General features: G+C 41.7%; 20 protein-coding genes and 1 pseudogene. 12 read left to right on the forward strand and 9 right to left on the reverse strand.

Features of this window, described 5'->3' with window-relative positions; genetic code table 11:
* Positions 1-154: 154 nt before the first annotated feature.
* Positions 155-814 carry a tRNA (adenosine(37)-N6)-threonylcarbamoyltransferase complex dimerization subunit type 1 TsaB gene (gene tsaB / locus CDC37_RS11990; RefSeq protein ID WP_096622162.1) on the reverse strand — a complete coding sequence of 220 codons (660 nt, stop codon included), beginning with the start codon at positions 812-814 and terminating at the stop codon, positions 155-157.
* 499 nt (positions 815-1,313) lie between these two features.
* Here tsaB and CDC37_RS11995 point away from each other — a divergent pair, with 499 nt between their 5' ends.
* From CDC37_RS11995 to CDC37_RS12010, 4 genes are all read left to right on the forward strand, one after another.
* Entirely contained in the window at positions 1,314-2,630 is a 1,317-nt protein-coding gene (locus CDC37_RS11995; RefSeq protein WP_096622163.1) for an acetyl ornithine aminotransferase family protein, read from the forward strand.
* 300 nt (positions 2,631-2,930) lie between these two features.
* Complete coding sequence (locus tag CDC37_RS12000; protein ID WP_157780729.1) at positions 2,931-4,895, forward strand: VWA domain-containing protein; 1,965 nt, start codon at positions 2,931-2,933, stop codon at positions 4,893-4,895.
* A 713-nt stretch (positions 4,896-5,608) separates the two neighbouring features.
* A complete protein-coding gene (locus tag CDC37_RS12005) occupies positions 5,609-6,838 on the forward strand; it encodes a HEAT repeat domain-containing protein (protein ID WP_096622166.1) in 1,230 nt (409 codons plus the stop codon).
* A 72-nt stretch (positions 6,839-6,910) separates the two neighbouring features.
* On the forward strand, positions 6,911-7,501 hold the full coding sequence (locus CDC37_RS12010; RefSeq protein ID WP_096622167.1) for a hypothetical protein: 591 nt from the start codon (positions 6,911-6,913) through the stop codon (positions 7,499-7,501).
* A gap of 56 nt (positions 7,502-7,557) precedes the next feature.
* Here CDC37_RS12010 and CDC37_RS12015 read toward each other — a convergent pair whose 3' ends face one another.
* Positions 7,558-7,890, reverse strand: a complete 333-nt coding sequence (locus tag CDC37_RS12015; protein WP_096622169.1) for a Dethiobiotin synthetase — start codon at positions 7,888-7,890, stop codon at positions 7,558-7,560.
* Between the two features lie 267 nt (positions 7,891-8,157).
* Between CDC37_RS12015 and CDC37_RS12020 the strand changes: the two genes are divergently transcribed.
* On the forward strand, positions 8,158-8,427 hold the full coding sequence (locus CDC37_RS12020; RefSeq protein WP_096622171.1) for a YciI family protein: 270 nt from the start codon (positions 8,158-8,160) through the stop codon (positions 8,425-8,427).
* A 126-nt stretch (positions 8,428-8,553) separates the two neighbouring features.
* On the opposite strand, the gene CDC37_RS12025 is transcribed toward CDC37_RS12020, so the two are convergent.
* Entirely contained in the window at positions 8,554-9,330 is a 777-nt protein-coding gene (locus CDC37_RS12025) for a phycoerythrobilin:ferredoxin oxidoreductase (protein ID WP_096622172.1), read from the reverse strand.
* Between the two features lie 438 nt (positions 9,331-9,768).
* Complete coding sequence (locus CDC37_RS12030; protein WP_096622174.1) at positions 9,769-10,497, reverse strand: 15,16-dihydrobiliverdin:ferredoxin oxidoreductase; 729 nt, start codon at positions 10,495-10,497, stop codon at positions 9,769-9,771.
* Between the two features lie 39 nt (positions 10,498-10,536).
* Between CDC37_RS12030 and CDC37_RS25515 the strand changes: the two genes are divergently transcribed.
* Both CDC37_RS25515 and CDC37_RS12035 read left to right on the forward strand, forming a co-directional pair.
* Entirely contained in the window at positions 10,537-10,668 is a 132-nt protein-coding gene (locus CDC37_RS25515) for a hypothetical protein (RefSeq protein ID WP_255408800.1), read from the forward strand.
* 369 nt (positions 10,669-11,037) lie between these two features.
* Positions 11,038-12,327 (forward strand): damage-control phosphatase ARMT1 family protein, encoded by a 1,290-nt coding sequence (locus tag CDC37_RS12035; protein WP_231943041.1) that lies wholly within the window; start codon positions 11,038-11,040, stop codon positions 12,325-12,327.
* 140 nt (positions 12,328-12,467) lie between these two features.
* On the opposite strand, the gene CDC37_RS12040 is transcribed toward CDC37_RS12035, so the two are convergent.
* The 3 genes from CDC37_RS12040 to hemF form a co-directional block, all read right to left on the reverse strand.
* Positions 12,468-13,937, reverse strand: coding sequence for a GTP-binding protein (locus tag CDC37_RS12040; protein ID WP_096622175.1), 1,470 nt, complete (start codon positions 13,935-13,937; stop codon positions 12,468-12,470).
* A gap of 662 nt (positions 13,938-14,599) precedes the next feature.
* Complete coding sequence (locus CDC37_RS12045; protein ID WP_096626135.1) at positions 14,600-14,971, reverse strand: STAS domain-containing protein; 372 nt, start codon at positions 14,969-14,971, stop codon at positions 14,600-14,602.
* Between the two features lie 458 nt (positions 14,972-15,429).
* Positions 15,430-16,494, reverse strand: coding sequence for an oxygen-dependent coproporphyrinogen oxidase (gene hemF, locus CDC37_RS12050; RefSeq protein ID WP_096622177.1), 1,065 nt, complete (start codon positions 16,492-16,494; stop codon positions 15,430-15,432).
* Between the two features lie 497 nt (positions 16,495-16,991).
* On the opposite strand from hemF, the gene CDC37_RS12055 reads away from it, so the two are divergent.
* From CDC37_RS12055 to CDC37_RS12070, 4 genes and pseudogenes are all read left to right on the forward strand, one after another.
* Complete coding sequence (locus CDC37_RS12055) at positions 16,992-17,513, forward strand: polyketide cyclase / dehydrase and lipid transport (RefSeq protein ID WP_096622179.1); 522 nt, start codon at positions 16,992-16,994, stop codon at positions 17,511-17,513.
* A 347-nt stretch (positions 17,514-17,860) separates the two neighbouring features.
* A complete protein-coding gene (locus CDC37_RS12060; RefSeq protein ID WP_442861036.1) occupies positions 17,861-18,934 on the forward strand; it encodes an Mrp/NBP35 family ATP-binding protein in 1,074 nt (357 codons plus the stop codon).
* Between the two features lie 239 nt (positions 18,935-19,173).
* Positions 19,174-20,556 (forward strand): rod shape-determining protein RodA, encoded by a 1,383-nt coding sequence (gene rodA / locus CDC37_RS12065; RefSeq protein ID WP_096622180.1) that lies wholly within the window; start codon positions 19,174-19,176, stop codon positions 20,554-20,556.
* 260 nt (positions 20,557-20,816) lie between these two features.
* A pseudogene (locus tag CDC37_RS12070) lies at positions 20,817-20,990 on the forward strand (IS200/IS605 family transposase); the annotation flags it as partial.
* Between the two features lie 160 nt (positions 20,991-21,150).
* Here CDC37_RS12070 and menA read toward each other — a convergent pair.
* Complete coding sequence (gene menA / locus CDC37_RS12075; RefSeq protein WP_096622182.1) at positions 21,151-22,062, reverse strand: 2-carboxy-1,4-naphthoquinone phytyltransferase; 912 nt, start codon at positions 22,060-22,062, stop codon at positions 21,151-21,153.
* Between the two features lie 499 nt (positions 22,063-22,561).
* Here menA and CDC37_RS12080 point away from each other — a divergent pair, with 499 nt between their 5' ends.
* Positions 22,562-23,977 carry an isochorismate synthase gene (locus CDC37_RS12080; protein WP_096622183.1) on the forward strand — a complete coding sequence of 472 codons (1,416 nt, stop codon included), beginning with the start codon at positions 22,562-22,564 and terminating at the stop codon, positions 23,975-23,977.
* Here the strand turns inward: CDC37_RS12080 and CDC37_RS12085 are convergent.
* Positions 23,974-24,345 carry a hypothetical protein gene (locus tag CDC37_RS12085; protein ID WP_096622185.1) on the reverse strand — a complete coding sequence of 124 codons (372 nt, stop codon included), beginning with the start codon at positions 24,343-24,345 and terminating at the stop codon, positions 23,974-23,976. The two genes, CDC37_RS12080 and CDC37_RS12085, sit on opposite strands and share 4 nt — an antisense overlap.
* Between the last annotated feature and the right edge of the window lie 101 nt (positions 24,346-24,446).

Here is a 24,446-nt window from a genome sequence, read left to right on the forward strand (position 1 = left end):
AAAATAATTTAATTTACGCACAATTACTCAGGTGAATATTCTCAGGTTAAATTAAAAAAAAACAAGTATTACTAGAAATTCTAAAAAGCCTTTTAAGCAATCGATTTAAACATCCTGAATAATTGCATAAACATGCATATTTACCGAAACCTGATTAAACTGGATTTTGTCCGTAAAATGGTTTAGCCTGTGACCAGTGAGGACGCTTACCTTGTTGATATTCCCAAGTAGCTAATTGTAAAATACTGGTGACGGTTGCAGCTAATCCAGATGTCGCGATCACTAATTGATAGTTATCATGGTAATGATCCAGGTATTCTTGCCATGCGGAGGGGGAAAATACACTGTCCGATAGAATCGGTGTCATTTGCGATTGTTGTACATTAATTTGATAGATGGCGGCAAATAATTGTCCCCGTTGGGCTGGCATTTGTACCGCAATATTCAGGATATTTTGCTGATTTGGTAGTGTTTGTAAGCTTTTTTGACTGATGTGCCATGCATAGGCAGCCAAGGTAGAAATGGTAAATACGGGTATACCTAACTGTTGAGCAAAGGTACGTGCTGCTACCACTCCAATTCTAGTTCCCGTAAATCCACCAGGACCAGCCGCGACGGCAATTAGTCCTAAATCTTGCCAGGTTTGGGGTGGGAGAAAATCTAGTAAATATTGGTGTAATAAATTTGATACTTCCCGTTGTAAATGCCAAACTTGCGATCGCAGTATCACGAAATTTTCTGTTGCTTCCGTCAACTGATTGATTGCTAAACCTAGTTCAGGGGTGGTTGTATGCAGCGCTAACCCGTATTTCATAGATTAATTGGGAGTGGGGAATAGGGAGTGGGAACAATAAATTATGTTTCTTCCAAAAGTAGATGCACCCACTCAATTCTTGTTCCCTCCCCGATTTCGGAGAGGGTTAGGGTGGGGTTGTTGATAATGTGATTCGAGTAATTGTGTTTACACCGTAAGGATATCGGAGAGAAGTTGCTGGGAAGATTTTCTTTCCGGAAAACTACCCTACGGGAAGCTTGACTACGAGGAAGGATGCACTTTGGAGCGCATTTGGGATTGTATTTCACTTGCTTGGGAAACTATATACAAGAAGGAGGTTTTGGGTGTGCTGAGTTTTTTGACACAATCAAAAAGGAACAATTAGTCACCTTTGTAACAGAATGTAATTTGACTTAGAGAATAAAAATAATACATCTATTTTTGCAACACCTACATACTTTTAACTACACAACCTGGAGCAAGATAATTAATCGTTGTATCCCATTATTGAAATTCATATTATTCTGATTCTCAACCAATGATTAGTATTCCTAAATATAAACATTTACCACAAATACCCCAGTTAATTACCAGTTTACCAGGACCGCGTGCCCAAGCTTGGGTAGAACGCGATCGCTTGGTGACTTCTCCATCCTACACACGGGATTACCCTTTGGTGGTCGCTCGTGGTGAGGGGTGTATGATTGAGGATGTGGATGGGAATGTGTTTTTAGATATGACTGCGGGGATTGCGGTGACAGCGACTGGTCACTGTCATCCGGATGTGGTCAAAGCGATTCAACTCCAGTCGGAAAATTTATTACACATGTCGGGAACTGATTTTTATTATCAGCCGATGGTGGTTTTCGCCGAAAGGTTAGCGAATTTAGCTCCCTTTCCCCATGGAGCAAGGGTATTTTTTAGCAATTCGGGTGCAGAATCCAACGAAGGAGCCATTAAGTTAGCTAGGTACTATACTGGTAGACAGTTGGTAATTGCTTTTTTAGGTGCATTTCACGGACGCACCTATGGAGCCATGTCTTTAACGGGTTCCAAAACCGTGCAAAGGGCTAATTTTGGCCCCCTATTACCAGGTATTACCCATATTCCCTACGGAACCCACACAAGTTTAGATTACCTGGAAAATCACCTATTCCAGACAATTATACCAGCCCATGAAGTGGCTGCAATTGTCGTTGAACCGATTCAGGGGGAGGGTGGTTACATTGTCCCTGAAGATGGTTTCCTCTCAAGAATTCGGGAAATTTGCGATCGCTATGGTATCTTGATGGTAGTGGATGAAGTCCAATCGGGAATGGGACGGACAGGGGAATTATTTGCCATTTCCCACTGGGGTGTCATGCCGGATATTATCACCTGTGCGAAGGGAATTGCCAGTGGTTTACCTTTAGGGGCCATTTTATCACGTCCAGAAATTATGACATGGCCTCCCGGTTCCCACGCAACCACCTTTGGAGGGAACCCGGTTGCTTGTGCAGCAGGAATTGCGACCCTGGATTTATTAACCAGTGGATTAATGACCAATGCTAAGGAAATGGGACAATATCTGCAAGCTGGTTTAGGGGAATTACATCAACAATTTGCTTGTCTTTCCCCACCACGAGGAAAGGGATTGATGGTAGCAGTAGACCTCAAGGATGAGAACGGGGAACTAGATCGCAAATTACGCGATCGCATTTTGCAAATGGCCTTCTCCCACGGATTATTATTACTAGGCTGTGGTCAAGCTGCCATCCGTTTTTGTCCCCCATTAATCATCAACCGCGAACAAATCCAAGTTGCTGTGGATATCTTAGGGAAAGTATTACGGGAAATAAGTGGAAATCAACATTGACGTAACATCCACAAATTCTATTTGTGGGATTAGTCAAACAGTCACAAAAACTCCTATTTTCCCCGGCACCCATGCTCCGCGTGGGTGCGGAATCTATGAGGCTCTGCCTTGTGAATAAAGGCAATAGCCCTCACCGACTGAGACGTTTGAGAACTATCATACTCACCCTATCATTTGACATTCCCCTGGTCAAGTAGTACAATAATACTATAAAAATCAAACTGGTGAAGATACCTGCACTTCAAAAAACCAGCAATAATTTCGATGCATATCTACCATAGATCAGGGGGAATGGCAAAAATGGTACAGCTACCAAAGAGTGGAATTAAAGTTACCCAAATTGGGGATGGGGAATCCCAAATTAAGTTTAGATTGTACAAATTAGGGGGAGAGGTGTATGGTTATTATTGTGTAGATATTGCACCCTTTATAGTCACAGATGGGGTAGTACCAAAAGAATCGGGTTATTGTTATCAGGTGTTGGTATTGAGTGCGGTGGAGAAAATCTGTGGAAGTCAGGGTGATTTGCAGATACCGGGTTGGGTGTTGGAGGTAGCTAAATCCCAGGGAAGTTTAACGGGAATGATTTACCGATTTAAAAGCTTGAGTGGGGATGAATATGATAATTTAGGAATACCCTGTCAGCAAAACCATTCTGCGGTGTATGCTTTCGCGAGGGGATTATTAGCAGATGGGAAATTGAATTTAGCCAAGTACGCACTTTATAGTACGGGAAATGTGACATTATGGGAGCATTCCCAGGTCAAAGCATTAAGTAAAACAGGACTACGGGTTTTAGCCTACGATTTAGAACAGATACTATTTCATCCGGAAAAATTGGTCAATCATGAAATTGGTATTCCCTGTGCAAATATCAGGGGTAAATTTGCTGTATCTGTAGTTGAGGTGATGGAATTTTTATCTCAGCATCGTCAGCATATATTATTGAATCAACAGCAGTTACAAACTAACTACGAAAGAACCGGAATTAAACAGGTTTATGGTTTACTTAAATCCGGGGAAAAAACCTGGTTAAAGACTGAATATATCGATTATTCTCCATCCCATCCCTATGTTCGGATGGGAAAGGTGGTATATAATCACCATAGTGCGACCATGAATCTGTTAATTCAACGACGGGTACGTTTACTCAAACAAGAAGACAATACACCTGTTGCAGATGTTGCTGGGGCATTTTTAGATAATCTCAACCAATTTAATAGTTATACAATTGTCCGCGATGGGCAATTAAATATTTCCAGCCTTTGTATCAAAATTGGTAACAAAGCTGTGTTTGATTGGTTGCGTCGTTACAATCTAATTGCCGCATCTGCCGATTTTGATTTTGAACGAGAATATACAGTTTTTCTGGGTGATTTACCGTTGGTAAATTTTGATAGTCAATATACTATCCCCGATGGTCTATTAACACAAATCCTAGTGGCAAAAGTGTTGATGGGGATGATTAAAGCTTGTCTAAAAAACGAGTCGATAAAATGGATTCCGCGTCAAACTGAGCAGTTGAGAAATCATTATCTATCGCCGAACTTATATGTTAATTTTCCCCACCAACCAGAGCAACATCCCCTATCTGGGTTAGTTACTGGAAATACAGCTATACGTCAGCGCTATCGAATTGAATTGGGTAATTCCATGATTCTGCACCTAGGTCAACTCAAAAGTGCAAATCAGTTTTTCCATCAGTACTATGATGTCTATGACCAAGAAACAGGTGAGATTTTCGCAAATGGAAATATGTCCATGTTATGGTCAGAAAATATCCAGTTTGAGTCAAAAAAACTGACTAAACGGCGCAAAATAACAGCTATTGATTTGTTTGTGAAGTCGATATTCGACGAATTTTTGGGGTTAGCATCACTGCATATTATCAAAACCGAATTTGCTCCCATGGGGATGGGTTCCCTTATCCATACTTTCCCGGTTCAATATCATGGTGATAGTAGAAAAAAAGCAGAAACGGTAGCGGCTTTGACAACGGCATATACCCATTTGCAGGAGTATATAGAAAGGACATATCGCGAATTGATTTCGCCGTTGATATTTTATATTGGTGCGACGGGGGTTCTACCGGATTCTCTTAGTGATGTCATGGGTCAACAGGTTATGGATGGGGAGGAATTAATTATTAAATATCCAAATTTAAAAATATCCCGTGATGAGAGTGATGGTTTATTTTTTGAGGTAGGAAATCACATCCTGAGTATTTATCCGCAAACAACTTACTATAGCCGTAATAGTCAGTAAGGAGATGGGAATTTTTTGTCATTACCAATAAATATAACTGCCATTTTGGCAGTTTTTGATGTTTGGGTGTTGCAGTAAGTTATTTTTCCCGTTCATACAGCAAGAAAAAACCCACGCAGGTTTTGACTTCATCTTGATGATGGTTGTGGTACGGATATGATTTGATTCCTGAACTAGTGTCTGCTCTTAGAGGTTGTTTAAAAAGTTATTTTTAATACTTGAATTATCGTTTTTGGGAATGGGAAGAGACGCGACATGTCGCGTCTGTACGGCAATAGGGAGAGACGCGACATGAGTCAACAGTGCGCTATTTTTCACAACTTAAATCGGATTGCTATGTATCCAAATTCGTTGATTTAATCATGTCTAATTATCTTTTGAAAAAAATATTTATTTTGGCTTGGGGGTTTGCGTAATTTTTGGCGAACAAGTTGTATAAAAGAAAGAATATAAAAGTTGATAGTTTACCTGAAACAAAACTCAATATAAATCCTGAAGCGAAAACCCATCTAATTTGCATAGCTACTTCTTGGTTTTGTTGACTGTTAATTGTTAACAGTTAACGGTCAATATGATTGTGCAATCTACATGGGTGAAAGCTTACCGATAATTGCTAAAGTTGTGCCATGCCATAGAGACAGAGTAGGTAGTAAGCAGAGGTATTCATAAATATTTTCTATAGTTGGCTCTGCAAACTCGATTGTAATCAGCTTGTGCAAGATTCAGGACAGTTAAATATTGGTTTTTACCGAAAAACAAGTAACTTTCTGTTCTGTTTGCGTGGTATTGAGCAAAAAGCGATAACACAAGATAAATCAAGCTTTCGGGAAGGTGTGCAATCGACCATCATCACAACAGCGTTCCGATGTATGAAGAATCTGCTCAAGCAACTGCTGAAAATCCTGAAAAACGCGTTTGTCAGTGATAACGCACAGGTTCGTGTCAATACAAATAACCACCCATTACCCGTTTCACCATCAACTGAAAACCAAACTCTCGCAACAGTTTCCACCCTGATAGTCACTTTATCCCACAGTGACCTACGTTACCATGCCATTGTCGCCTTGGGAAATCTCGGTAAAAAAGCCGCGATCGCAGTTCCTGCATTAATCGATTTGTTAGAAAATGAAGATGCGGTGATTCGGGTGACAGCCATTGAAGCATTGTGTAAAATTGGTTCCGCTATCGAAACGGTTCCAGCTTTAGTTAAGGTACTCAGGGATGAATCTGTCTACGTTCGCGCCCATGCGGCGTTTGGACTCGGCTGTTTTCGAGAAAAGGCTATTTTTGCCGTTGACGCTTTAATTGCCGCCTTAAAGGACGATGACGAATGGGTCAGGGGAAATGCTGCTGATGCGATCGCTCGTATTGGAAAATCAGCCCACCATGCGACATCAGCCTTAATCGATGCACTCAGCGATCGCAATCCCAAGGTTCGCGCCAAGGCAACTTTGGCTTTAGCTACCGTTGCCACAGACAAGGATATATTACCATCTTTGATTACCACCGCCAACGACCAAGATTCCCGCGTCCGCGCTGCGGTTGCGGAGGCTTTTGGGTGTGTACTTGGTTGCACCTGTAGCGATTGCATCATCGCTTTAACCCTATCCCTCAACGACCCGGACGTGTATGTACGCATTAACGCAGCTAAAAGCCTGGTCAAAATTGGTAAGCAAATTCCTGTAAGTATAGATGTATTAATGCAGATATTAACCACATCGGACACCCAGATATTAACAACCACAATACTGAATTTCGGGATAATTGGAGCTTACCTTCAGCAACATATTCCCAGCTTATCAGCAGCAGAAATTAGCCAATTGATCGATAACTTTCAGAAAACCCTAGAAGTTATTACTAGCCAAAACTTGCAAATATCCGAATTTGCGATCGCCTCGATTCAAGAAACCCTGAAACGTTTACAAAAAGGGAATCGGGAGTAGAGACGACCCGACGTTGATAAAGATAATTGAAAAAAGGGAAACCTATATACAGGTAAATAATCTGACAAAAAAATGACACAGAAATTACTGATACAGGGTTTCCTGATTTCCTTAACATCCTTATTGCTACCAACTACAGCGAATGCGTTACCAGGACAGCGAACCGAAGAAGTAACAGCTTGGATTCAAGCTCATCCGACCCTACGTCCGAAAACCGGGGAAAAATTATTTGTGACCAAAAGTGATACTGCTGCACAACGCTTTAGTTTTCAAGCTTCCGTCCTTCCTCCAGGGAAAATTACCTACAGTCGTGATCGCAGTCGGATTCGTTCGGAACGGATTGCCATGTTTGATGCCATTAACGGGATCAATTTTAACCGTTTACAGGAATCACTACGGATAATTTATGGGTTAGATATTTATCAAGATTTTCAACGCGCTCAAGTTATATATAGCTACCCTAACCTGAGCGCCATCAATTCTGCAAGAATGGCTAGAACCCCCATTCGTGAAGCCTTACAAGGAGAACTACGAGTAGGCGATCGCTATGCCTACTGGATGGAAATAGCTCAACCACGGGAAGGGAAATCCCATAGCGGACAAATGACAGTTTTTCTTAAGTCTGACCTTGACAAACTGGAAGCTGAACTACGAAATCGGTAAGTATTCTTCCTGTACAGACGACCCTGGTTTTCTACAGACTACCCGACGGGTCGTCTCTACTCTCCGGCAAAAATACTTTCACAGGTATTACTAATCCTGATTAAATCCTCCTTCAGAAGGGGTGGCCAACTTACTCCTGCTCGAATTCCGGATGCGAATAATTGCTGGGTTTTCACCGTCAATTGATACAGAGTATAGGCCAACTCTTTATCAATGGTATCCATATCTCTAAGGGCTTCCATTACAACTTTCAGCGCCAATAAAATCGATGTAATTTGTCCAGGTATGGGAGGTTTACCCTGTTGCATCCGCGTCAGTAAAGCATCAGGGTTTTCCCCGTGAGAGTGTGTTTGTTCAATGAGAACTTTGCGTGCTGTTTCGTAGTTCATCAGAAATTTGGGTAGAAACCCCGTCCTTAGAGGACGGCTTTGCTTAAGGGACTCCAAGTTACTAGTACAAACAGGCAAAAGTAAAAAGTTAAATGAGTTAAATGGTTGATTTATTTCCGCCAAGCTGTACTAGTAAGTGCAAACTCTTACAAAAAATATACTATGATGTGGGGGTAGAAAAAGTCGAATATCATCGTATTACCCCATCATTGAACAAGAAATCTAATTGTGACAAAAAATTTTCATCTGCAAAACTTTGGAGCTTTTATGACAAAATACATTATGTGGGGTAGCTATTGCGAAGATGTACTGGAAAAGCGCGCACCCTATCGCCAAGCCCATCTCGATGGATTAGCACAGCAAAAACAAACAGGTGTACTCGTTACCATCGGCCCCACCAAAGATGTCACCAAAGTCTTTGCTATCTATGAAGCTGATAGCGAGGAAACTGTGCGCCAATTAGTGGAAAATGACCCCTATTGGCAACATAATATCTGGACTGAATATACAATTAAAGAGTGGGTTCAAGCTTTTTAATTGTCAAAACATGGGGAACACGGATATATATGTAAGAAGCACTCACATTTCCTAAACTTTGATAGGTGAGAAAAGGTAGGTAGTTGCGCTAGTTTACGACAACCCTGTGGGGATAGCGCCTTTATATTAAGGCTGAACCGCCCACTTTTGGGTGGCCAAACTACTAGGAAGAGGTTTTTGACGCTCTAAATCAAACAGGAAGCCGTGAATATATTCCTCTGTCCATTCTTCACCGTAAAATCGTTTAAACATACCCCGTGCTGGATCTTTTTCTGCACGATAGCGTAAATATCGCAATTGAGCAGCTTCGATTTGCTCCAAGTACAATGGGTCTGTAACTGGTGTTGCAGTATCCACAAAATCTAAATAAGCTTGTAGATAAGCTTTAAAAGCTTCAAATACATGGGTTTGGACTGTAGAAGTTTCCGAGGGACGAGTCCACAAAAAAGCCGGGGAAAAAAAAGGCGTTGCTTCCTCTGGAAAATCCCCTCCCCAGGGTAGATGGGGTTGGAATTGGTGAAAAATTGGTAATATTGGTTCGGTATATTTTGCTTGGTACGTGGGATTGTCTCGGAATAAAGGTTGCATGTCAAGAGCGATTAAATGTCCACCAGGTAGGGTGACTAAATCCGCACCAAAAAATGGTAAATCGTAATTTAGACGGGGAAAAATCACAAAATTGAGAACTTGTAAAGCTTTTCCTCCCTGTACATGAGCTGCACGAATTTGGCGAAGTTTATCGGTTTGGAAAGCATGACTGGTGGTGAGGACAGTCTCCGTATTTTTACCTTTTCCGGTGATAGCGGATTTTTCCGTAAATCCTGGGGGAATGGGATAGGGGGATAAATGCAAACGCGATCGCATGTAATCAATCGCGTAGTCTAAAAATGGTTGGTATAACATCTTGGTGATTTGGGATTATTTAGGGTGTTTTTAAAAACCAATTGAAACTTAAAAATTATTATAGAGACGTAGCCTTGCTGCGTCTCCAAATCTGAATCAGCTAAAACTTGTATCAATTACATAAATACCTAGGGTCTTGTTATAGGTGTAGACGTGTGTAGTACAACTTCGCTGCTGTCACCACAAGCTTGCGACCAAGAGAACCCATCCTTCAGGGTAAGTAGGTAGGTGTAATTAAACATCAAACCACATAACCAATCATTCAATGAAAAGCCTTACCCCTGTACAGACGCGATATATCGCGTCTGTCCGTGATCTTAACAACAATTTTCACCACCCACCTACTTACAGCCATCCACTAATAGTGAATATACAACTTAAATGCGTCACAGCCCACTAGGATAGATAATTTTGTCCTACTCCCGCACCACACTTATCCTATCTAGTTGCAACAGCCAAGGGAACAGCATCTTCAAACAGGAACTCATACAAAAACCTTTCTGACCATTCATGACCGAAATAGCTGCTAAACAAACCCGAAGCGGGGTCTCGTTCCGCACTGTATTGGTCATAATCTTGCTGGGCTTTGCGAATACGGGCGATGTCATCAAATGAGGTTTGTGGTTTTGCTTGGGCTAGCATTTGCAAATACAAACTTAAATAGTCTTGAAAGGCAGTAAAAACTCTAGTTCTGACAGTTTCCGCATCGGTTTTTGCAAATAGTAAATACTTAGAAAAATATCGATTCGCATCATAAAACTTCATTTCCAAGTTTTGAGCTAAATCAATATATCTATCATGTAATATTTTCAATGGTTCAATATATTTTTCCTGATATACTTTATCTGTAAATAAAGGTTGAAAGTCCAGTACAACCAAGTTTTTAACTTTACCAAAAGATAAAAAATCAATCCCTAAAAGTGGTAAATCATATTCATAACTAGGGTAAATCACACTATTAAAAATTTGCGCACTTTCACCCGCATCAATATAGGTATAGCGAATTTTGCGTAATTGCGGACACTCATAGCACCAACTGCTGATTGTCGCTGGATTCCGACCGCGATCGCTAACCTTATGGGCTAATCCGGGGGGAATCGGTCGCGGTTGTAAATCAAATCGCTGATAAAGCTCTTTTTCCAACAACTCCAGAAAAGGCTTATACATAGGGCATTCTAACTCATGGCTTAAATTTGAACATAAACCATGGCCGTTACCCTCGTCTCATATGTGGAGCAGAAAGCAACATTCCTTAATAGTCTGAGCCATAAAGACCCACCAAGGGGGAAAATGGAAAACGCGATCGCTTTTATTTTTCCCGGAAATTACCAGGTGTAAGTCTAGCTAATTCAGCGATTACACGAGGTACTAATTGAAGATCACATAATTCAACACCTAGATTTCTCACAAGTAGGCGTTAAGTATTGAGTTGATTCTCCTACTACACCCCACTCCCGTGTAAGAAGCAATTTTTAGAAGGTTGGAAAGAAATACAGAATTAATAGGGTTGTTTTGGTAAATTGTTATAATTTAATTGTATTCTGTCCTTGAGTTTCCATTTCTTTGCTTAGAATAATTGATAATTCGCCATTTACAATAGCTTACCCTAGGACAGATGCGGCATGGCTTACGCCTAAGTAACTATGTTGCCAATAGGGATTCAAGCAATTCGTAATTACGAATTACAAATTACGAATTACAAATTACGTGACCAAAAAATATTCGATTCCCCAGCTACCTTTACCCAATCCGCTAATTGCATCCCAAGACGGGTCTTTTACGGAGTTAACTATTACACAACGAATGCCCCGTATTGCAAGGAGGGTAATTACTGAGAATAATTTTCCTCTGGAGATTAATCAAGACCTTGAGCAACTAGCAAAAGATTTAATCTCTGGACATATTAAAGCATTTGCAGATGATACAGGAACCGATTTTATTTCTTGGCAAAAATATATTCAACCCTATCTGCAAAAGCGTTGGCTGGATGTACCCTGGTTTTTTGCAGAAACCTATTTTTATCGTTATATTCTGAGTATTACTAACTATTTTCAACCGGGTCAATGGCAAAATATCGACCCTTTTGCGCTTCAAAAGCAGCAGAGTTTAACAACTAGTTTGGATTCTACAATTAAACTTGCTCAACAAGTTAACCGATGGTTAGCAGGGAATTATCAGCAATCTACCTTACAAGTTACAGCATTAACCAACTTATTATATTTTTCCCTTTGGGGGAATCGAGTTGATTTGAGTTTGTGGTCAGCCGTTGCAGATGATGGGACTCAAAAAAATACAGGTTCTACTGATGTGCAAGAGGAACGTGATCGCAGCAAGTTTGATGTTCAATCTCAAGAATCTCATATATTAGTTAATAACATACATCCAGTCATTGATTTATTATTAAATTCACATAAATCTGCATCAACGCGTGTAGATTTTATCATTGATAATGCAGCTTTTGAGTTAGTTTGTGATTTATGTTTAGTTGATTTTTTCTTAAAAAGTAGATTAGTCACTCAAGTTAAATTACATCTGAAATTCCATCCAACTTTTGTTTCTGATGCCATGATTAAAGATGTAAATGAAACTATAAATTACTTTCTGACTGTCAACAAATCAGATATGAATTTAATTGGTAATCGCCTACAAAAATATATCAAATCAGGGCGTTTATTACTGACAGATAACTATTTTTGGACTTCACCCTTAGCCTTTTGGCAATTGACTGATTCCTTACAAACCGATTTAGCTGAAAGCTCTTTGATAATTATCAAAGGTGATGCCAATTATCGCCGTCTTTTAGATGACCGCAAATGGAGTTTTACTGCTAACATAGCCGATATTATTTGTTATCTACCTGCACCAATGGTTGCTTTGCGCACCCTCAAATCAGAAATTGTCACAGGAATTAAACCAGCAATATTACAACAAGTGCAAGCAACCGACGCAGATTGGTTGACCAATGGAAAATGGGGATTGGTGCAGTTTGTAGAGTAAATCGTCCTAAAAAGCTGATGCTACGAAAATTGCGATCGCATTTCAACCCATTTTTGCAAACGGTTGACCCCAAGACTTGTAGACCGACGTAGTGCGGCTTCCCAAGGGGTAATCTAAAATCTAAAATCCAATTTAGGGTATTACTTTCCTGCTCCCACTTTTTGTTGCAATTCATCGCGAATCCGATTGAGAATTGAAGTCTCATCCAAGGTTGCTAAAATCTTACTAATTGCTACCTTGGGTGTATCCGTACCCCAACTTGCACCGTTTGCTAAATAGGTCTTTGTTACTTGTCCAATGGCATAGGCGGAAAAACCAGCGACACTACCTTGGGTAATTGCTACGGATGCGTAAACAGCAAAGGTAGCTCCTCCCGTCGCGGGAATTGCCACACCTAATAAAGTTTTTAAGGAACTTAGTCCCAGGTTGGTAACTAGTTCGCTAGCACTAATTCCCCCCATACTTAAACCAATGCTTTGTAGTAGTTTTACCGCACCGGTTTCCGTCATGGGAATGCCGTACAATTTCGATAGTCCTAAAATCATCACAATATCAACAACAGCACCACTGAGGATATCCACAACTGTCACCGGATTTAGGGCTACAGCTACAGCTTTGGTCATCACCGCTCGCCAAATTAAACGATTAGCTTCTGCTTCCCGTAAACTCAATTTGCGGGCGATAATTTGTTCGTTTACCGTATCCGCATAAATCAAGCTATTAAGAGCAACCAAAGCTTTACCTTCCCGTTGCAAAATTTCCAGAATTTTTAACTTTAAATTATCTATTTGTGGGTTTCCAGGACGCATTTTCACCCGTCTTTGGCCATCTGGAGAGGATACTAGTGTCCGTACTAGGGGTGATGCGGCGGTCATGACAATCTCTTCGGGTGATACTAATTCCCGCACCCGTTCATCACGAATTTTTTGGTAAATTGCCATGCGGTCAGTTTCTGGATACTGATCAATTTTATTAAACACCAAAATTATCGGCTTTCCGGCTGTTCTCAACTGGGAAAGGGCCGCATGTTCGATTTGTGTCATATCGGCAGAAATCACAAACAAAATTAAGTCTGCCTGTTTGGCAATACTTGCAGCTAACTGGGCGCGGGTTTCGCCATCGACTTCATCCAATCCAGGAGTATCAATTAATTCCACCTGGGCTGACCCTGTACCACCAACTCGGACTCGTAAAGCCAGATTATTGTCACCAATATTTTCTTCGCTAATAATCCAATTAACTCGCTGTGCATCCTGGGTGACTCCATGTAGTGGACCAGTTTCAAACACAGGTTGACCAACCAAGGCATTTAGTAATGAGGATTTTCCCCGTCCCACCATTCCAAAAGCAGCTATTTGCACCACCATCCGGTCAAGTCTCTCGACTATGGTTTCTAAATCTTGAATTTCTTGTTCGAGTCCAGCTGATTCACGGGGGGTTAAATCTAATTTCTCAACCAGATGATGTAGGGTAGTTTGAGCGCGTTTGTAATTTAATTCAGCTTGAATTTCTGCGAAACTAAATATAGCATTATCCATATCCACTTCCCAGGTAGGGGAAGTTTGACCTTGATTGTGGTTTTGTTGTTGCGATTCCTCCGGTGTTGGCATATATTAAGTCAGGTTATGGGTTGGGGATGGGGAATGGTAGTTTGGTAAATAAAAATAATGAATATATTCTTTATTTCTTTATAACTCAAACGCGGGCAGGATGGCCGCACTACCAATATCCATCAAAATTAATTTCCCTAACCTGAATTTGGGATCAACGGAATTAACGATTCAATAACTTGGCTGTTTAAGCCTCGAAAATGTTTCAGTATAAGTTTAATATAGGGTGTTAAAGCGCTACTACGAACTAACCTTTTCCCACCCATGAAAATTAGTATGGTGGATGCTGCCTATGAAAACCCAAGATAAAAGACTTCCTCTTTCCTTATAAATTATAAATGAGTGTGGTAGAGCAGCCTTTATTCACTGGGAGACCGCGCACAGTAGAGCAGGTCTCCAGATCAAACCTGTGAGTTTCCCAATCGCCAAAAATGGAATTCCTCCGTTGACCAACCAGGAAATCTTGGTCGGGTCGAGTCACTTACCTTAAAACAAATTTTCTGGAATCAACTTTACTTCAAGGGATGGGTCTAAAGCCCCCCCTAGAAGGGGGACTCTTACAAATGCTTACTCAATGGAATTTGGATTACATAGAACCTTGGCTCATTTTGACGGATCTGGGAACAGACCAAGCTGATGCTTGATAGTTGAGAAATTTTCGGTTATGTGGTTGCCACACTGCGGGGAATACCAGCAAGTGCTTCCTCTTCTGTTTCAAAAATTTCAAATACGGTATCCATCATGGTCACTTCAAATACCAGCTTGGCTTCGGGATGGACATTACAAATCCGAAAACTACCTTTAACTTTATCGGCATCGCGCATTCCCGCAACCAGGGAAGTCAATCCAGAACTGTCGATAAAATTAACTTGACCAAGATTGACTACGACATGATGGCTCAGTTTGGAAATACATTCTTGTAGCTTTAAACGAAATTGCCATGCAGTAGTGATGTCTAGACGACCTGATGGAGTCAAAACGATAACTGGATGATTATCTTCGGTTGTATGGGTTTGTTGTTCGATATTAATCATGGAATACTCACCTCTATCCCTGGCTTCTCGATTCAAGCTATCGGGGGGAAAATCCGTAAAAAACACTAGACAGTCAAGATAAATGTTGCTGTTGGGCTACACAATGACAAAAACTAGTACAAGTACAAGTCGGCGGAAATACGCCTACCATTCCCCTAGCTCCCATGCTCCGCGTGGGAGCAGAATCTGCGAGGCTCCAGCCTCGTGAACGAAAGCGGTAGCCCTCATTTACTGGGTGACCACGCAGAGCATAGTCACCAGATAAATGGTCTGGATCTTTCCGCCAACCCAAACTAGTAGGATCAAGTTTTTGACTTAGTAGCTACGGCAACCGTAGTTACACCGTAGCTGCATCAACACCAATATATTTTTTGACTAGCTAAATTTTCCACCCACTCTACTGGAAAATTTTATACCTTTTATAGATAAACCGCATCAGGGAAAAATCCGAAACTTCTTCAATGTTCCTGTGAACCGAATTCCGATACCTGGGTGGGATGCCAATTAATCCAATCTTGGGGTTTCAGGAAGGTGTGGTACAGTTCGGCTTCTGGTGTATTGGGTTCTGGTTGGTAGCCGTATTCCCAGCGTACTAAAGGTGGTAGGGACATCAAAATGGATTCAGTTCGTCCATTGGTTTGGAGACCAAAAATTGTCCCTCGGTCGTAAACTAGGTTAAATTCGACGTAGCGACCGCGACGGTAGAGTTGGAAATTACGTTGGCGATCGCCATACTCCATCGAGTGTCGGCGTTCGACTATGGGTAGGTATGCTGCAAGAAAGGCATTACCACAATCTTGAACAAAGGCAAATAATTCTTCCCAGGTGCGTTGGGGGATTTCACCTATATTCTGACTGTATTTGGCCGCATTCCCGTTGGGGTCGGGACCTCGATACAACTGTCCGCGACCATCTTGGTAATCGAAGAATAAACCACCAATTCCGCGAGTTTCACCGCGATGCTTCAAATAAAAGTATTCATCACACCACTGTTTAAATACAGGATAGTATTCTGGGTGGTGGCGATCGCAAGCTGCTTTTAAGGTCTGATGAAAATGCTTCGCATCCTCGGCAAAGGGGTAATAGGGGGTTAAATCCGCCCCTCCCCCAAACCACCACACCGAACCTGCTTCAAAGTAACGGTAATTTAAATGAACGGTGGGGACGTAGGGATTACGGGGATGTAATACCATCGATGTTCCGGTGGCATAGAAACGGTGTCCCGCAGCTTCCGGACGCTGGGTCAATATTGAAGGAGGTAAATGGTCTCCCCAGACCTCGGAGAAATTCACCCCAGCTTGTTCAAAAATAGCACCCTCCCGCAACACCCGCGATCGCCCACCACCTCCTTCGGGACGCTCCCAACCATCCTCCTGAAATTTACCGACACCATCAATTTTCTCCAAACCCTGGGCGATCGCATCCTGGAGTTGACGCATAAAAAGACTAACGCGCTCCTTCGCATCTGCTGGTGGTAGGAATGACTCAGACTTGGCAATTGGGGATTGGGAGTTGGTCAACATAGATATTTTCAAACCCTAAACAGAACCTAAACTACAATTTTTACCAAACAATTTTTGAAGCTCGCGCTGATCAACTACGCCCTTTCTCTAATCACCTGAGCGTCATTTCCGTGAGAAAATAAACCTGGGTGGATCAATTTGCTTCCGTGCCCATTCTGACTCATACTTTGAGCGATTCACGACTGAGTAATGACCAGGTAATTAGAGAAAAAACCTAATCAGGCAATTAAATAACATTTTCCCTCAAATTGTGTATCACTATGTACGTTTATTGCTCTTTTCAATCTAAATTTATGTAAACATTGGTATGTAAATAAATATTACAGTTACCTACGTAAACTACTTCCGTGGTGTTCAAAATAGTTACGCAACAGAATTCTGGTTTGAGATACGGAGTCACGAACTACAAAAGAAACTTCTTTGTCTAAATAAAATCCGGTCAATCAGAAGCTAACCCTGACAACTGATAACTGATAAGAGGAGGAGAGATTGACAAAATGCAAACTTGGTTATCCAAATTCATCCATCGTAAACGCCGTCGAGTTTGTGTCTCTTTGGTACGAACTTATCAGGAAATTAGTTCTGCATCGGTCGATGAACTCTGGCAAAAAGTTGTAGACCTCGCTGACGTATCTTGGCATCCCCTTTTCAAAAGTACCAATGTCCCCTCTGGACTCGTACCTAAACCAGGACTCATCTTTCAAGCCTTTACCCGGCTTTCCCCCATCCCCATCCGTATTTTCGTGGAACGGGTGAATCCCCGCGAACTCCTTAGTATTCGTGTTCTCGCTATTCCCGGTATTGAAGAACGTCTCACCTACCGTATCGAATCAACCGTGTGTGGAAGTTATCTATCCTACTCCGTCACATTACGGGGTTGGCTTTCCCCAATTATTTGGTCATTTTCTCGTCCCTACGCCGATAAGGTCGCCCGTGCTTTAATTAGTGCAGTAGAAGATACTACCGAAAAAACCGTATCCCATCGTAAATCCATCAGCGACCAGTGTTTTGATTTTTAGGAGGAAGGTAGCAGAAGTCGCGTTTTTCCCGAAACCCGACTTCTCACCTCAAATTCTAAGATTTCGATTTCGCTTCTGTATTTTTAACTTGTTTGCATTTACATAAAAATCTTTAATTAACACCTGGTTCGAGGCTGTACTCCCTAGGTCATAACAACGATAAGATGCAAATATAGCGATTCGTCCCCAAATAATTTGTAAACAAATGTAAACCAGAACACATGTCAAATTTTGCAGTCTGGATTTTGGTTTTGAGTTGGCAGATTATTGAGGATTAAGAACTATTGTCCAGATAATTTAAGAAAAATTACTATTTGTCAAGCCTGTTGCGGCAGTGAGGGGAACCGATGATTAATAAGACACTTGAAACCAGCGCAGTCCTAGAAGTGTTACGACCTGTGCAAGACCCAGAACTGCGCAAAAGTTTGGTCGAATTGAATATGATTCGCAATGTGCAAATTGATGGTGGTAAGGTGAGTTTTACTTTGGTTTTAACCACACCAGCTTGTCCCTTGCGGGAATTTATTGTGGAGGATTGTCAAAAAGCAGTTAAAACCTTACCGGGTGTACAGGAAGTTGTGGTGGACGTGACCGCCGAAACACCCCAACAAAAGGGAGTACCTGACCGGAATGGGGTTCCGGGGGTAAAAAATATTATTGCAGTGTCTAGTGGCAAAGGAGGGGTAGGTAAAAGTACGGTTGCGGTGAATGTGGCGGTGGCTTTAGCCCAAACAGGGGCAAAGGTTGGTTTACTGGATGCGGATATTTACGGACCGAACGACCCGACCATGTTGGGTTTAGGGGATGTGAAGGTTGCGGTGCGTACCACTCCCCAGGGTGATGTTCTGGAACCCGCTTTTAACCACGGAGTTAAATTGGTGTCAATGGGTTTTCTGATCGACCGGGATCAGCCGGTGATTTGGCGTGGGCCAATGCTGAATGGGATTATTCGCCAGTTTTTATACCAGGTAGAATGGGGAGAGTTGGATTATTTAATTGTGGATATGCCGCCGGGAACTGGGGATGCCCAATTAACCTTGACTCAGGCTGTACCGATGGCTGGTGCAGTGATTGTGACGACACCCCAAACCGTGGCATTACTGGATTCCCGCAAAGGTTTACGGATGTTTCAGCAGATGAACGTACCCGTTTTGGGAATTGTGGAAAATATGAGTTTTTTTATACCGCCAGATTTACCTGACCGCCAGTATGATATTTTTGGTTCTGGTGGAGGTTCCAAAACTGCTGGAGAATTGGGAGTACCCCTACTTGGATGTATACCCTTAGAAATTTCCGCCCGCATAGGTGGGGATACAGGAGTACCGATTGTTGTGGGTGAACCCGAATCAGCCAGTGCGAAAGCACTACGTAATGTTGCTCTTGCGATCGCAGGTAAGGTATCAGTTATGGCATTAACATAACAATCATCAAAATCCCAATAAAATTCATTTTTGTCTGGTTCCTGGGGAACAACCTAGGAATACAGACATAACGCTGAAAGTTCAGCGCTTAGAACCAATTATCTGAAGACTTTTGAGACATACATAACTATAATTTTTATCTCCCTTCTCCCAGGGAAATAGGCAACAGTTTTTTTAACTGTTCGTCTTGATTCTGTCTCCATATATACTAAAACTTACTTGCAGTCTGAATTAGCACAATGTTACTAAGAAAGAAATCCCACCTATCCCATATTAGCTCCCATAGTTGGTTTCGACCCTGGCAAAGAATGGATTGGTTATTGTTTGTGCTGGTGGTGGGTGTTAGCCTTTTCGGCGGATTAATGATTTACAGCACCGAACTTAGCTATCTTCGTGAACTTAGTATCGGCCAAATTGTGAGTCAGATACAAGCTGGTGAATTAAAAGTACCAAAATTCCTCACCCACATAATCGTAGCCGGAGTTGGAGCGATTATCGCTTTGATTTTGGCTGTATTACGTTACGAACACCTACAACGAATCCATTGGGTTTCTTATGGCTTGACCATCGCTTTGCTAATTGCGGTGGAGGTTTTGGGAAAGACAGAATTGGGAGCGCAAAGATGGTTCCAAATTGGCTTTTTTCGGTTTCAACCTTCCGAATTCGCCAAAATATTCATGATTATTACCCTAGCATCCATATTACATAGAACGACAGCCTCTAGCTTATCGGTAGTATTTCGAGCCTTGGCAATCACTGCTGTACCCTGGGCATTAATTTTTAAACAACCTGACCTGGCCACATCGTTGGTATTTGGAGCGATAGTATTAGGAATGCTGTACTGGGCAAATGCTAACCCAGGTTGGTTGATTTTGATGATTTCCCCCATTGTGGCAGCAATTTTACTTAGTATTCAGTGGCCATTTGCCCTCACCTTACCGGGTGGTTTAGCTTTCGGTATTTTAGGTTTAATATGGGCAGTAGCAATGGGTGTAGTCGGTTGGAAAACTCTCCCCTGGCAAAGATTTGGTATTGGGGGGATTGGCGCTTGGTTGATGAATATGCTGGGGGGTGAGATTGGTATTTTAATTTGGAAGTATGTTCTGAAGGATTATCAAAAAGGGCGTTTAATCTCTTTTTTGAATCCAGAGGCTGACCCATTAAATTCCGGATATCAACAAGCCCAATCCCGAACCGCTATTGGTGCAGGTGAATGGTTTGGACGGGGTTTGAGTAATGGTCCAATGACCCAATTGAATTTCGTCCCCGAACAGCACACGGATTTTATCTTTTCAGCTGTGGGTGAGGAGTTTGGTTTTATTGGTGCGATTATCATGATTTGCGTATTTGCACTGATTTGTATTCGTTTGCTGATGATTGCCCAAAATGCCAAAGATAATTTTGGTTCCCTGTTGGCGATTGGTACACTGTCGATGATAGTTTTCCAAACAGTGGTAAATATCGGTATGAATGTGGGATTAGCACCCGTTGCTGGTATACCTTTACCTTGGATGAGTTATGGGGGAACGGCGATGCTGACTAATTTTATTGCTTTAGGGATTGTTGAGTCGGTGAATACCTTTAGCCCTCCACCCAGCAAGTATAGAAATTTGAGATATTAATTCAACGTGAGTTCGATGAGTTATAAAGCCTGAAACTCTTGTCCAGTATTATTCGTAGGAAATAGAAGTTTTTAAAAACCTCCTAGTATGCTGAGAATAAAATCATTAAACCTGGAATTAGTCAGTTATTGACTTTGTTCTCAACTAATGGATGAGGTTACTTTAAACCTTAACTTGCGAAATCATTGATTCACAGGGATTGTAGCGTTTACAATCCGTCGAATTCACGTTAATTCATCAAACACTGGTTTTGACAAGCACCAGCAGATATTGCTAGATGGGTTAAGGGTCGAGCATCCCACCATTTAAGAAAAGAATTTCCAGAATTAAAAAAACTACCTGCTTTGTGGACACCAACATATTTTGTAGCGTCAACTGGTCAAGTTAGCACTGAGGTGGTTAAAAAGTATATTGAAAATCAACGCGGCAAATGAGGAAACGCGGGGATAAATCCCCTTGAGTTGCGTTACCCCTACGGGAAGCAAGCTACTTCTCACGCTCCCACTATGTCTTGATAGAAGTTGGGTTTTTTGCCAGATGATCTAATTTCATCCAGACTTCTCTCTAAAACCCGACTTCTCACCAATTCAGGAATCACAGCATAAATCCGAGTCCGAATAGGAAACAGTACCAAAAATGAACGCCAATGGCGATAAATTTGCTGTTGCTGACGATTTCCGGGTGGTGATGATGGCGATGGACGTGGAGACATAGTTTGACGGCAAATGGTAAACTCATCCAACTAAGTAATGTCAACAAGGGAAAATCGCCAACGAGAACGTAAATGATACCAATCACGTAAATACTGGCTGTTAACCAATTGAGAAGGTAAGAACCGCGCTGGGTTCCTAATCGGACGATGGGTGATTTTTTCCCCGCAGCTAAATCATCTTCAACTTGGTGGAAGTGGGAACAGTATAATACTAAACTAGTGGCAATCCCGACACTGATGGAGGCAATTAGAGCTACAGCGGAGAAACTTTGGGCTTGGCTATAGTAGGCAGCTTCCACGGCAACTGGTCCGAAGGCAAAGAAACAGAGAATTTCCCCTAGACCCTGGTATCCGAGGCGGAAGGGTGGCCCTTGGTAAATGTAGCCCAGAATACAGCACACCAGGATTAAACCGATTACCGTCAGGTCTTGTTGCCACCAAGTGATCGCGAAAATTCCCAGTAATCCGGTGAGCAAACAGCTATTTCCTAACCAAAATATTAATTGCTTGTTGCGGGTGAGGTTCACTAGGGAATGGTGTTTATTTTTATCGATTTCTGTCTCGGAGTCAAATACGTCGTTACTCAGGTTTTCCCAGGCTAAAATCAAAATTGCGGCGATCGCAAATGTGAGAAAAATCTGTGTATTAAATATTTTTGTTTGGCTGTAAGCTATAGCGCTACCAACCCAGATAGGAATAATTGCCACGCTATACATCGGCAATTTAATTGCTGCTATCCACAGTTTTTTCTGGGGGAAGTTTTTGGAGGAATAGGAAATTGATTTGATAGTCATTGGATTTTAGGTTCTGGATTTCTGGCTATGCTGAATGATTTTTTCTGAATATTTATTTACTTCATCCCACATTTCGCTTTTTTTGTGGTAAGTGAATCTGGAGTTAGGGGGAAGGGGACGAAGCGAAGTAAAATTCTGATATTTATTAGTGGATTTGGGTATGGAACCACCCTGGATGCAGTCAATCGACCCCAAGGCAATATATTATCGTTCCCTGTGGAAAAGCATTTTCCCTGTATCCTGTGTTCTTTCTTAGTCATCGAAGCTAGAAGATATGGTTTTTACCTGCATTTTTCACAAGTGAGCGGTAAGCGTCGAGTAACGGGTTGATCTTCCCACAACTACCTACTCCCCACTCCCTGTAAGTTTCATGAGCTTGTGAGAAATCCAGGTTTAGTGGTGAAAGGGTGACGGTTTGTGTTACCTGTAGAAATACGACCATGTTCGTTCGTACTTTAGGAAGATAACTTCAAAAAAATTTACTATTTGCCAAGAACCCATGACAGTTTCACCATGTCATTCTGACTTTTTTGTATATAATAAAAGACTGTATCAATTTCTATTTTCCACTCAGGGCTATTGTATTGAGCATAGTTGTACACAGATTGTCAGCATTTCTTTCAAAATACCTGCTGTTGATCCTTTAGTTGTATTTGAGCAATGGAAGTGTAGCCATCAATTGAGTTTTTATTGGCAGAATCCCAGTAATTGTGAGGCGATTGTTGCAATTGATGCTATAAAAAAGTTAGAAATTACGAAGGGGGACCGATTTAGGCAGGCTGAAGAGTTTCTCAAAAAATATCAATGTAAAAGTTTCATTTTTCCCAATACAGATTTACATTTTGCTCAACCACTTTGTTTTTGTAGTTTTAGCTTTTTTCATGATAGTCAAGAGATTACCTATCCCTTTCCCAAAGGGACGGTTTTTTTACCTCGCTATACCATTTCCCAGAAACATCATGAATATCAACTAACCGGGAATTTCCTGATTAGTCCCCACTCTCAATTGCAGAGTATCATCCAGGAACTAGAAGATGCGATCGCGCAGATCCAATCTTTAAAATATATTACCCTACCCCAGCAATTTATCTATCCCCAATGTCCCCAAGCAACCCTCATCCACCCAGAAAAGTTTCAGGATGGGGTGACATCGGCGTTAACATCCATTGCTCAAGCACGTTTACATAAAATTGTCCTAGCAGACGTGTTAGACGTTCATTTTGTCAAACCCTTTAATCTCTGTCAATCCCTAAACAACTTGCGTCATCTGCATCCTAACTGCTACATTTTCGCTACTGCTAACGGCAAAGGACAATACTTCATCGGTGCAAGTCCAGAGAGATTAATTAGCATTCGCAACCAACATTTAATCACTGATGCCTTAGCTGGAAGCGCACCACGGGGTCAAACACCCCAAATCGATGCGGAAAATGCCCACCGTTTACTCCATAGCCCCAAGGAGCGCCACGAACACCACCTAGTCATCGATTTTATCACTCAACAACTATCCCAATTAGGTCTACTACCCCAGGTATTTACACCTCGTATCCGTCAGCTATCAAATATTCAACACCTGTGGACTCCCATCCATGCCAAAATTCCCCCATCGGTACATCCGCTCCAAGTAGTGGCTAAACTTCATCCTACACCCGCAGTTGCTGGAGTTGATCGCAATATCGCTTGTGAAGAAATTCGTCATTACGAAACCTTTGAACGCGGTTTATATGCAGCACCTTTAGGATGGGTGGATGCTCAGGGAAATAGCGAATTTATCGTCGGTATACGTTCTGCACTGATAGATTGCGATCGCGCGAGGTTATATGCTGGTGCTGGTATCGTTGCTGGTTCTAATCCGGTTAAGGAATTGGCCGAAATTCAATTGAAATTGCAAGCGATGTTAAAGGCATTGGTTTAATCGTCATCGCTTTGACCAACTGGTTCCACAGGAGTTGGTTGGTCAATCGGTTCGGGAACAAAAATGGCATCGATGTTGGTATCAAAGTCATCCCCATCACTCCTTGCTTCCCCAATAGACAAGTTGTTAGTGATTGATTGCTGGAATTTATGTGTATAACTAATACCCCAATGTCGTCCATAATCAAAATGGGGGTTTTTGTCATTGCGACGTGGGGAAGCAATCTCACAATTGTGACTAGCACTACGGTTATTAAAGTGGCTCGAATTCAGATGCACACCTCCAGCAACCACAAGTGTATTTTGTGAATTTATTTGATTGAATTGAGCCACAAAATAATTGATTGTTTGCCAAATTTTAAAAACCATAAAATTATCCTGTAGTGAAGTTAGTCTCTCAGCAGTCTTGAATCCGTAGAATTTACGCCTGAACTCGATGCCAACACACTTCCAGCAAACACTCAATAAAT

Source organism: Calothrix sp. NIES-3974, from assembly GCF_002368395.1.
In the GTDB taxonomy this organism is placed as follows: Bacteria; Cyanobacteriota; Cyanobacteriia; order Cyanobacteriales; family Nostocaceae; genus NIES-3974.

Coding starts and splice junctions, on each gene's coding strand:
- tsaB (WP_096622162.1), bottom strand. CDS start 814: ATGAAATACGGGTTAGCGCTGCATACAACCACCCCTGAACTAGGTTTA.
- CDC37_RS11995 (WP_096622163.1), top strand. CDS start 1,314: ATGATTAGTATTCCTAAATATAAACATTTACCACAAATACCCCAGTTA.
- CDC37_RS12000 (WP_157780729.1), top strand. CDS start 2,931: ATGGTACAGCTACCAAAGAGTGGAATTAAAGTTACCCAAATTGGGGAT.
- CDC37_RS12010 (WP_096622167.1), top strand. CDS start 6,911: ATGACACAGAAATTACTGATACAGGGTTTCCTGATTTCCTTAACATCC.
- CDC37_RS12015 (WP_096622169.1), bottom strand. CDS start 7,890: ATGAACTACGAAACAGCACGCAAAGTTCTCATTGAACAAACACACTCT.
- CDC37_RS12020 (WP_096622171.1), top strand. CDS start 8,158: ATGACAAAATACATTATGTGGGGTAGCTATTGCGAAGATGTACTGGAA.
- CDC37_RS12025 (WP_096622172.1), bottom strand. CDS start 9,330: ATGTTATACCAACCATTTTTAGACTACGCGATTGATTACATGCGATCG.
- CDC37_RS12030 (WP_096622174.1), bottom strand. CDS start 10,497: ATGTATAAGCCTTTTCTGGAGTTGTTGGAAAAAGAGCTTTATCAGCGA.
- CDC37_RS25515 (WP_255408800.1), top strand. CDS start 10,537: ATGGCCGTTACCCTCGTCTCATATGTGGAGCAGAAAGCAACATTCCTT.
- CDC37_RS12040 (WP_096622175.1), bottom strand. CDS start 13,937: ATGCCAACACCGGAGGAATCGCAACAACAAAACCACAATCAAGGTCAA.
- CDC37_RS12045 (WP_096626135.1), bottom strand. CDS start 14,971: ATGATTAATATCGAACAACAAACCCATACAACCGAAGATAATCATCCA.
- hemF (WP_096622177.1), bottom strand. CDS start 16,494: ATGTTGACCAACTCCCAATCCCCAATTGCCAAGTCTGAGTCATTCCTA.
- CDC37_RS12055 (WP_096622179.1), top strand. CDS start 16,992: ATGCAAACTTGGTTATCCAAATTCATCCATCGTAAACGCCGTCGAGTT.
- CDC37_RS12060 (WP_442861036.1), top strand. CDS start 17,861: ATGATTAATAAGACACTTGAAACCAGCGCAGTCCTAGAAGTGTTACGA.
- rodA (WP_096622180.1), top strand. CDS start 19,174: ATGTTACTAAGAAAGAAATCCCACCTATCCCATATTAGCTCCCATAGT.
- menA (WP_096622182.1), bottom strand. CDS start 22,062: ATGACTATCAAATCAATTTCCTATTCCTCCAAAAACTTCCCCCAGAAA.
- CDC37_RS12080 (WP_096622183.1), top strand. CDS start 22,562: ATGACAGTTTCACCATGTCATTCTGACTTTTTTGTATATAATAAAAGA.
- CDC37_RS12085 (WP_096622185.1), bottom strand. CDS start 24,345: ATGGTTTTTAAAATTTGGCAAACAATCAATTATTTTGTGGCTCAATTC.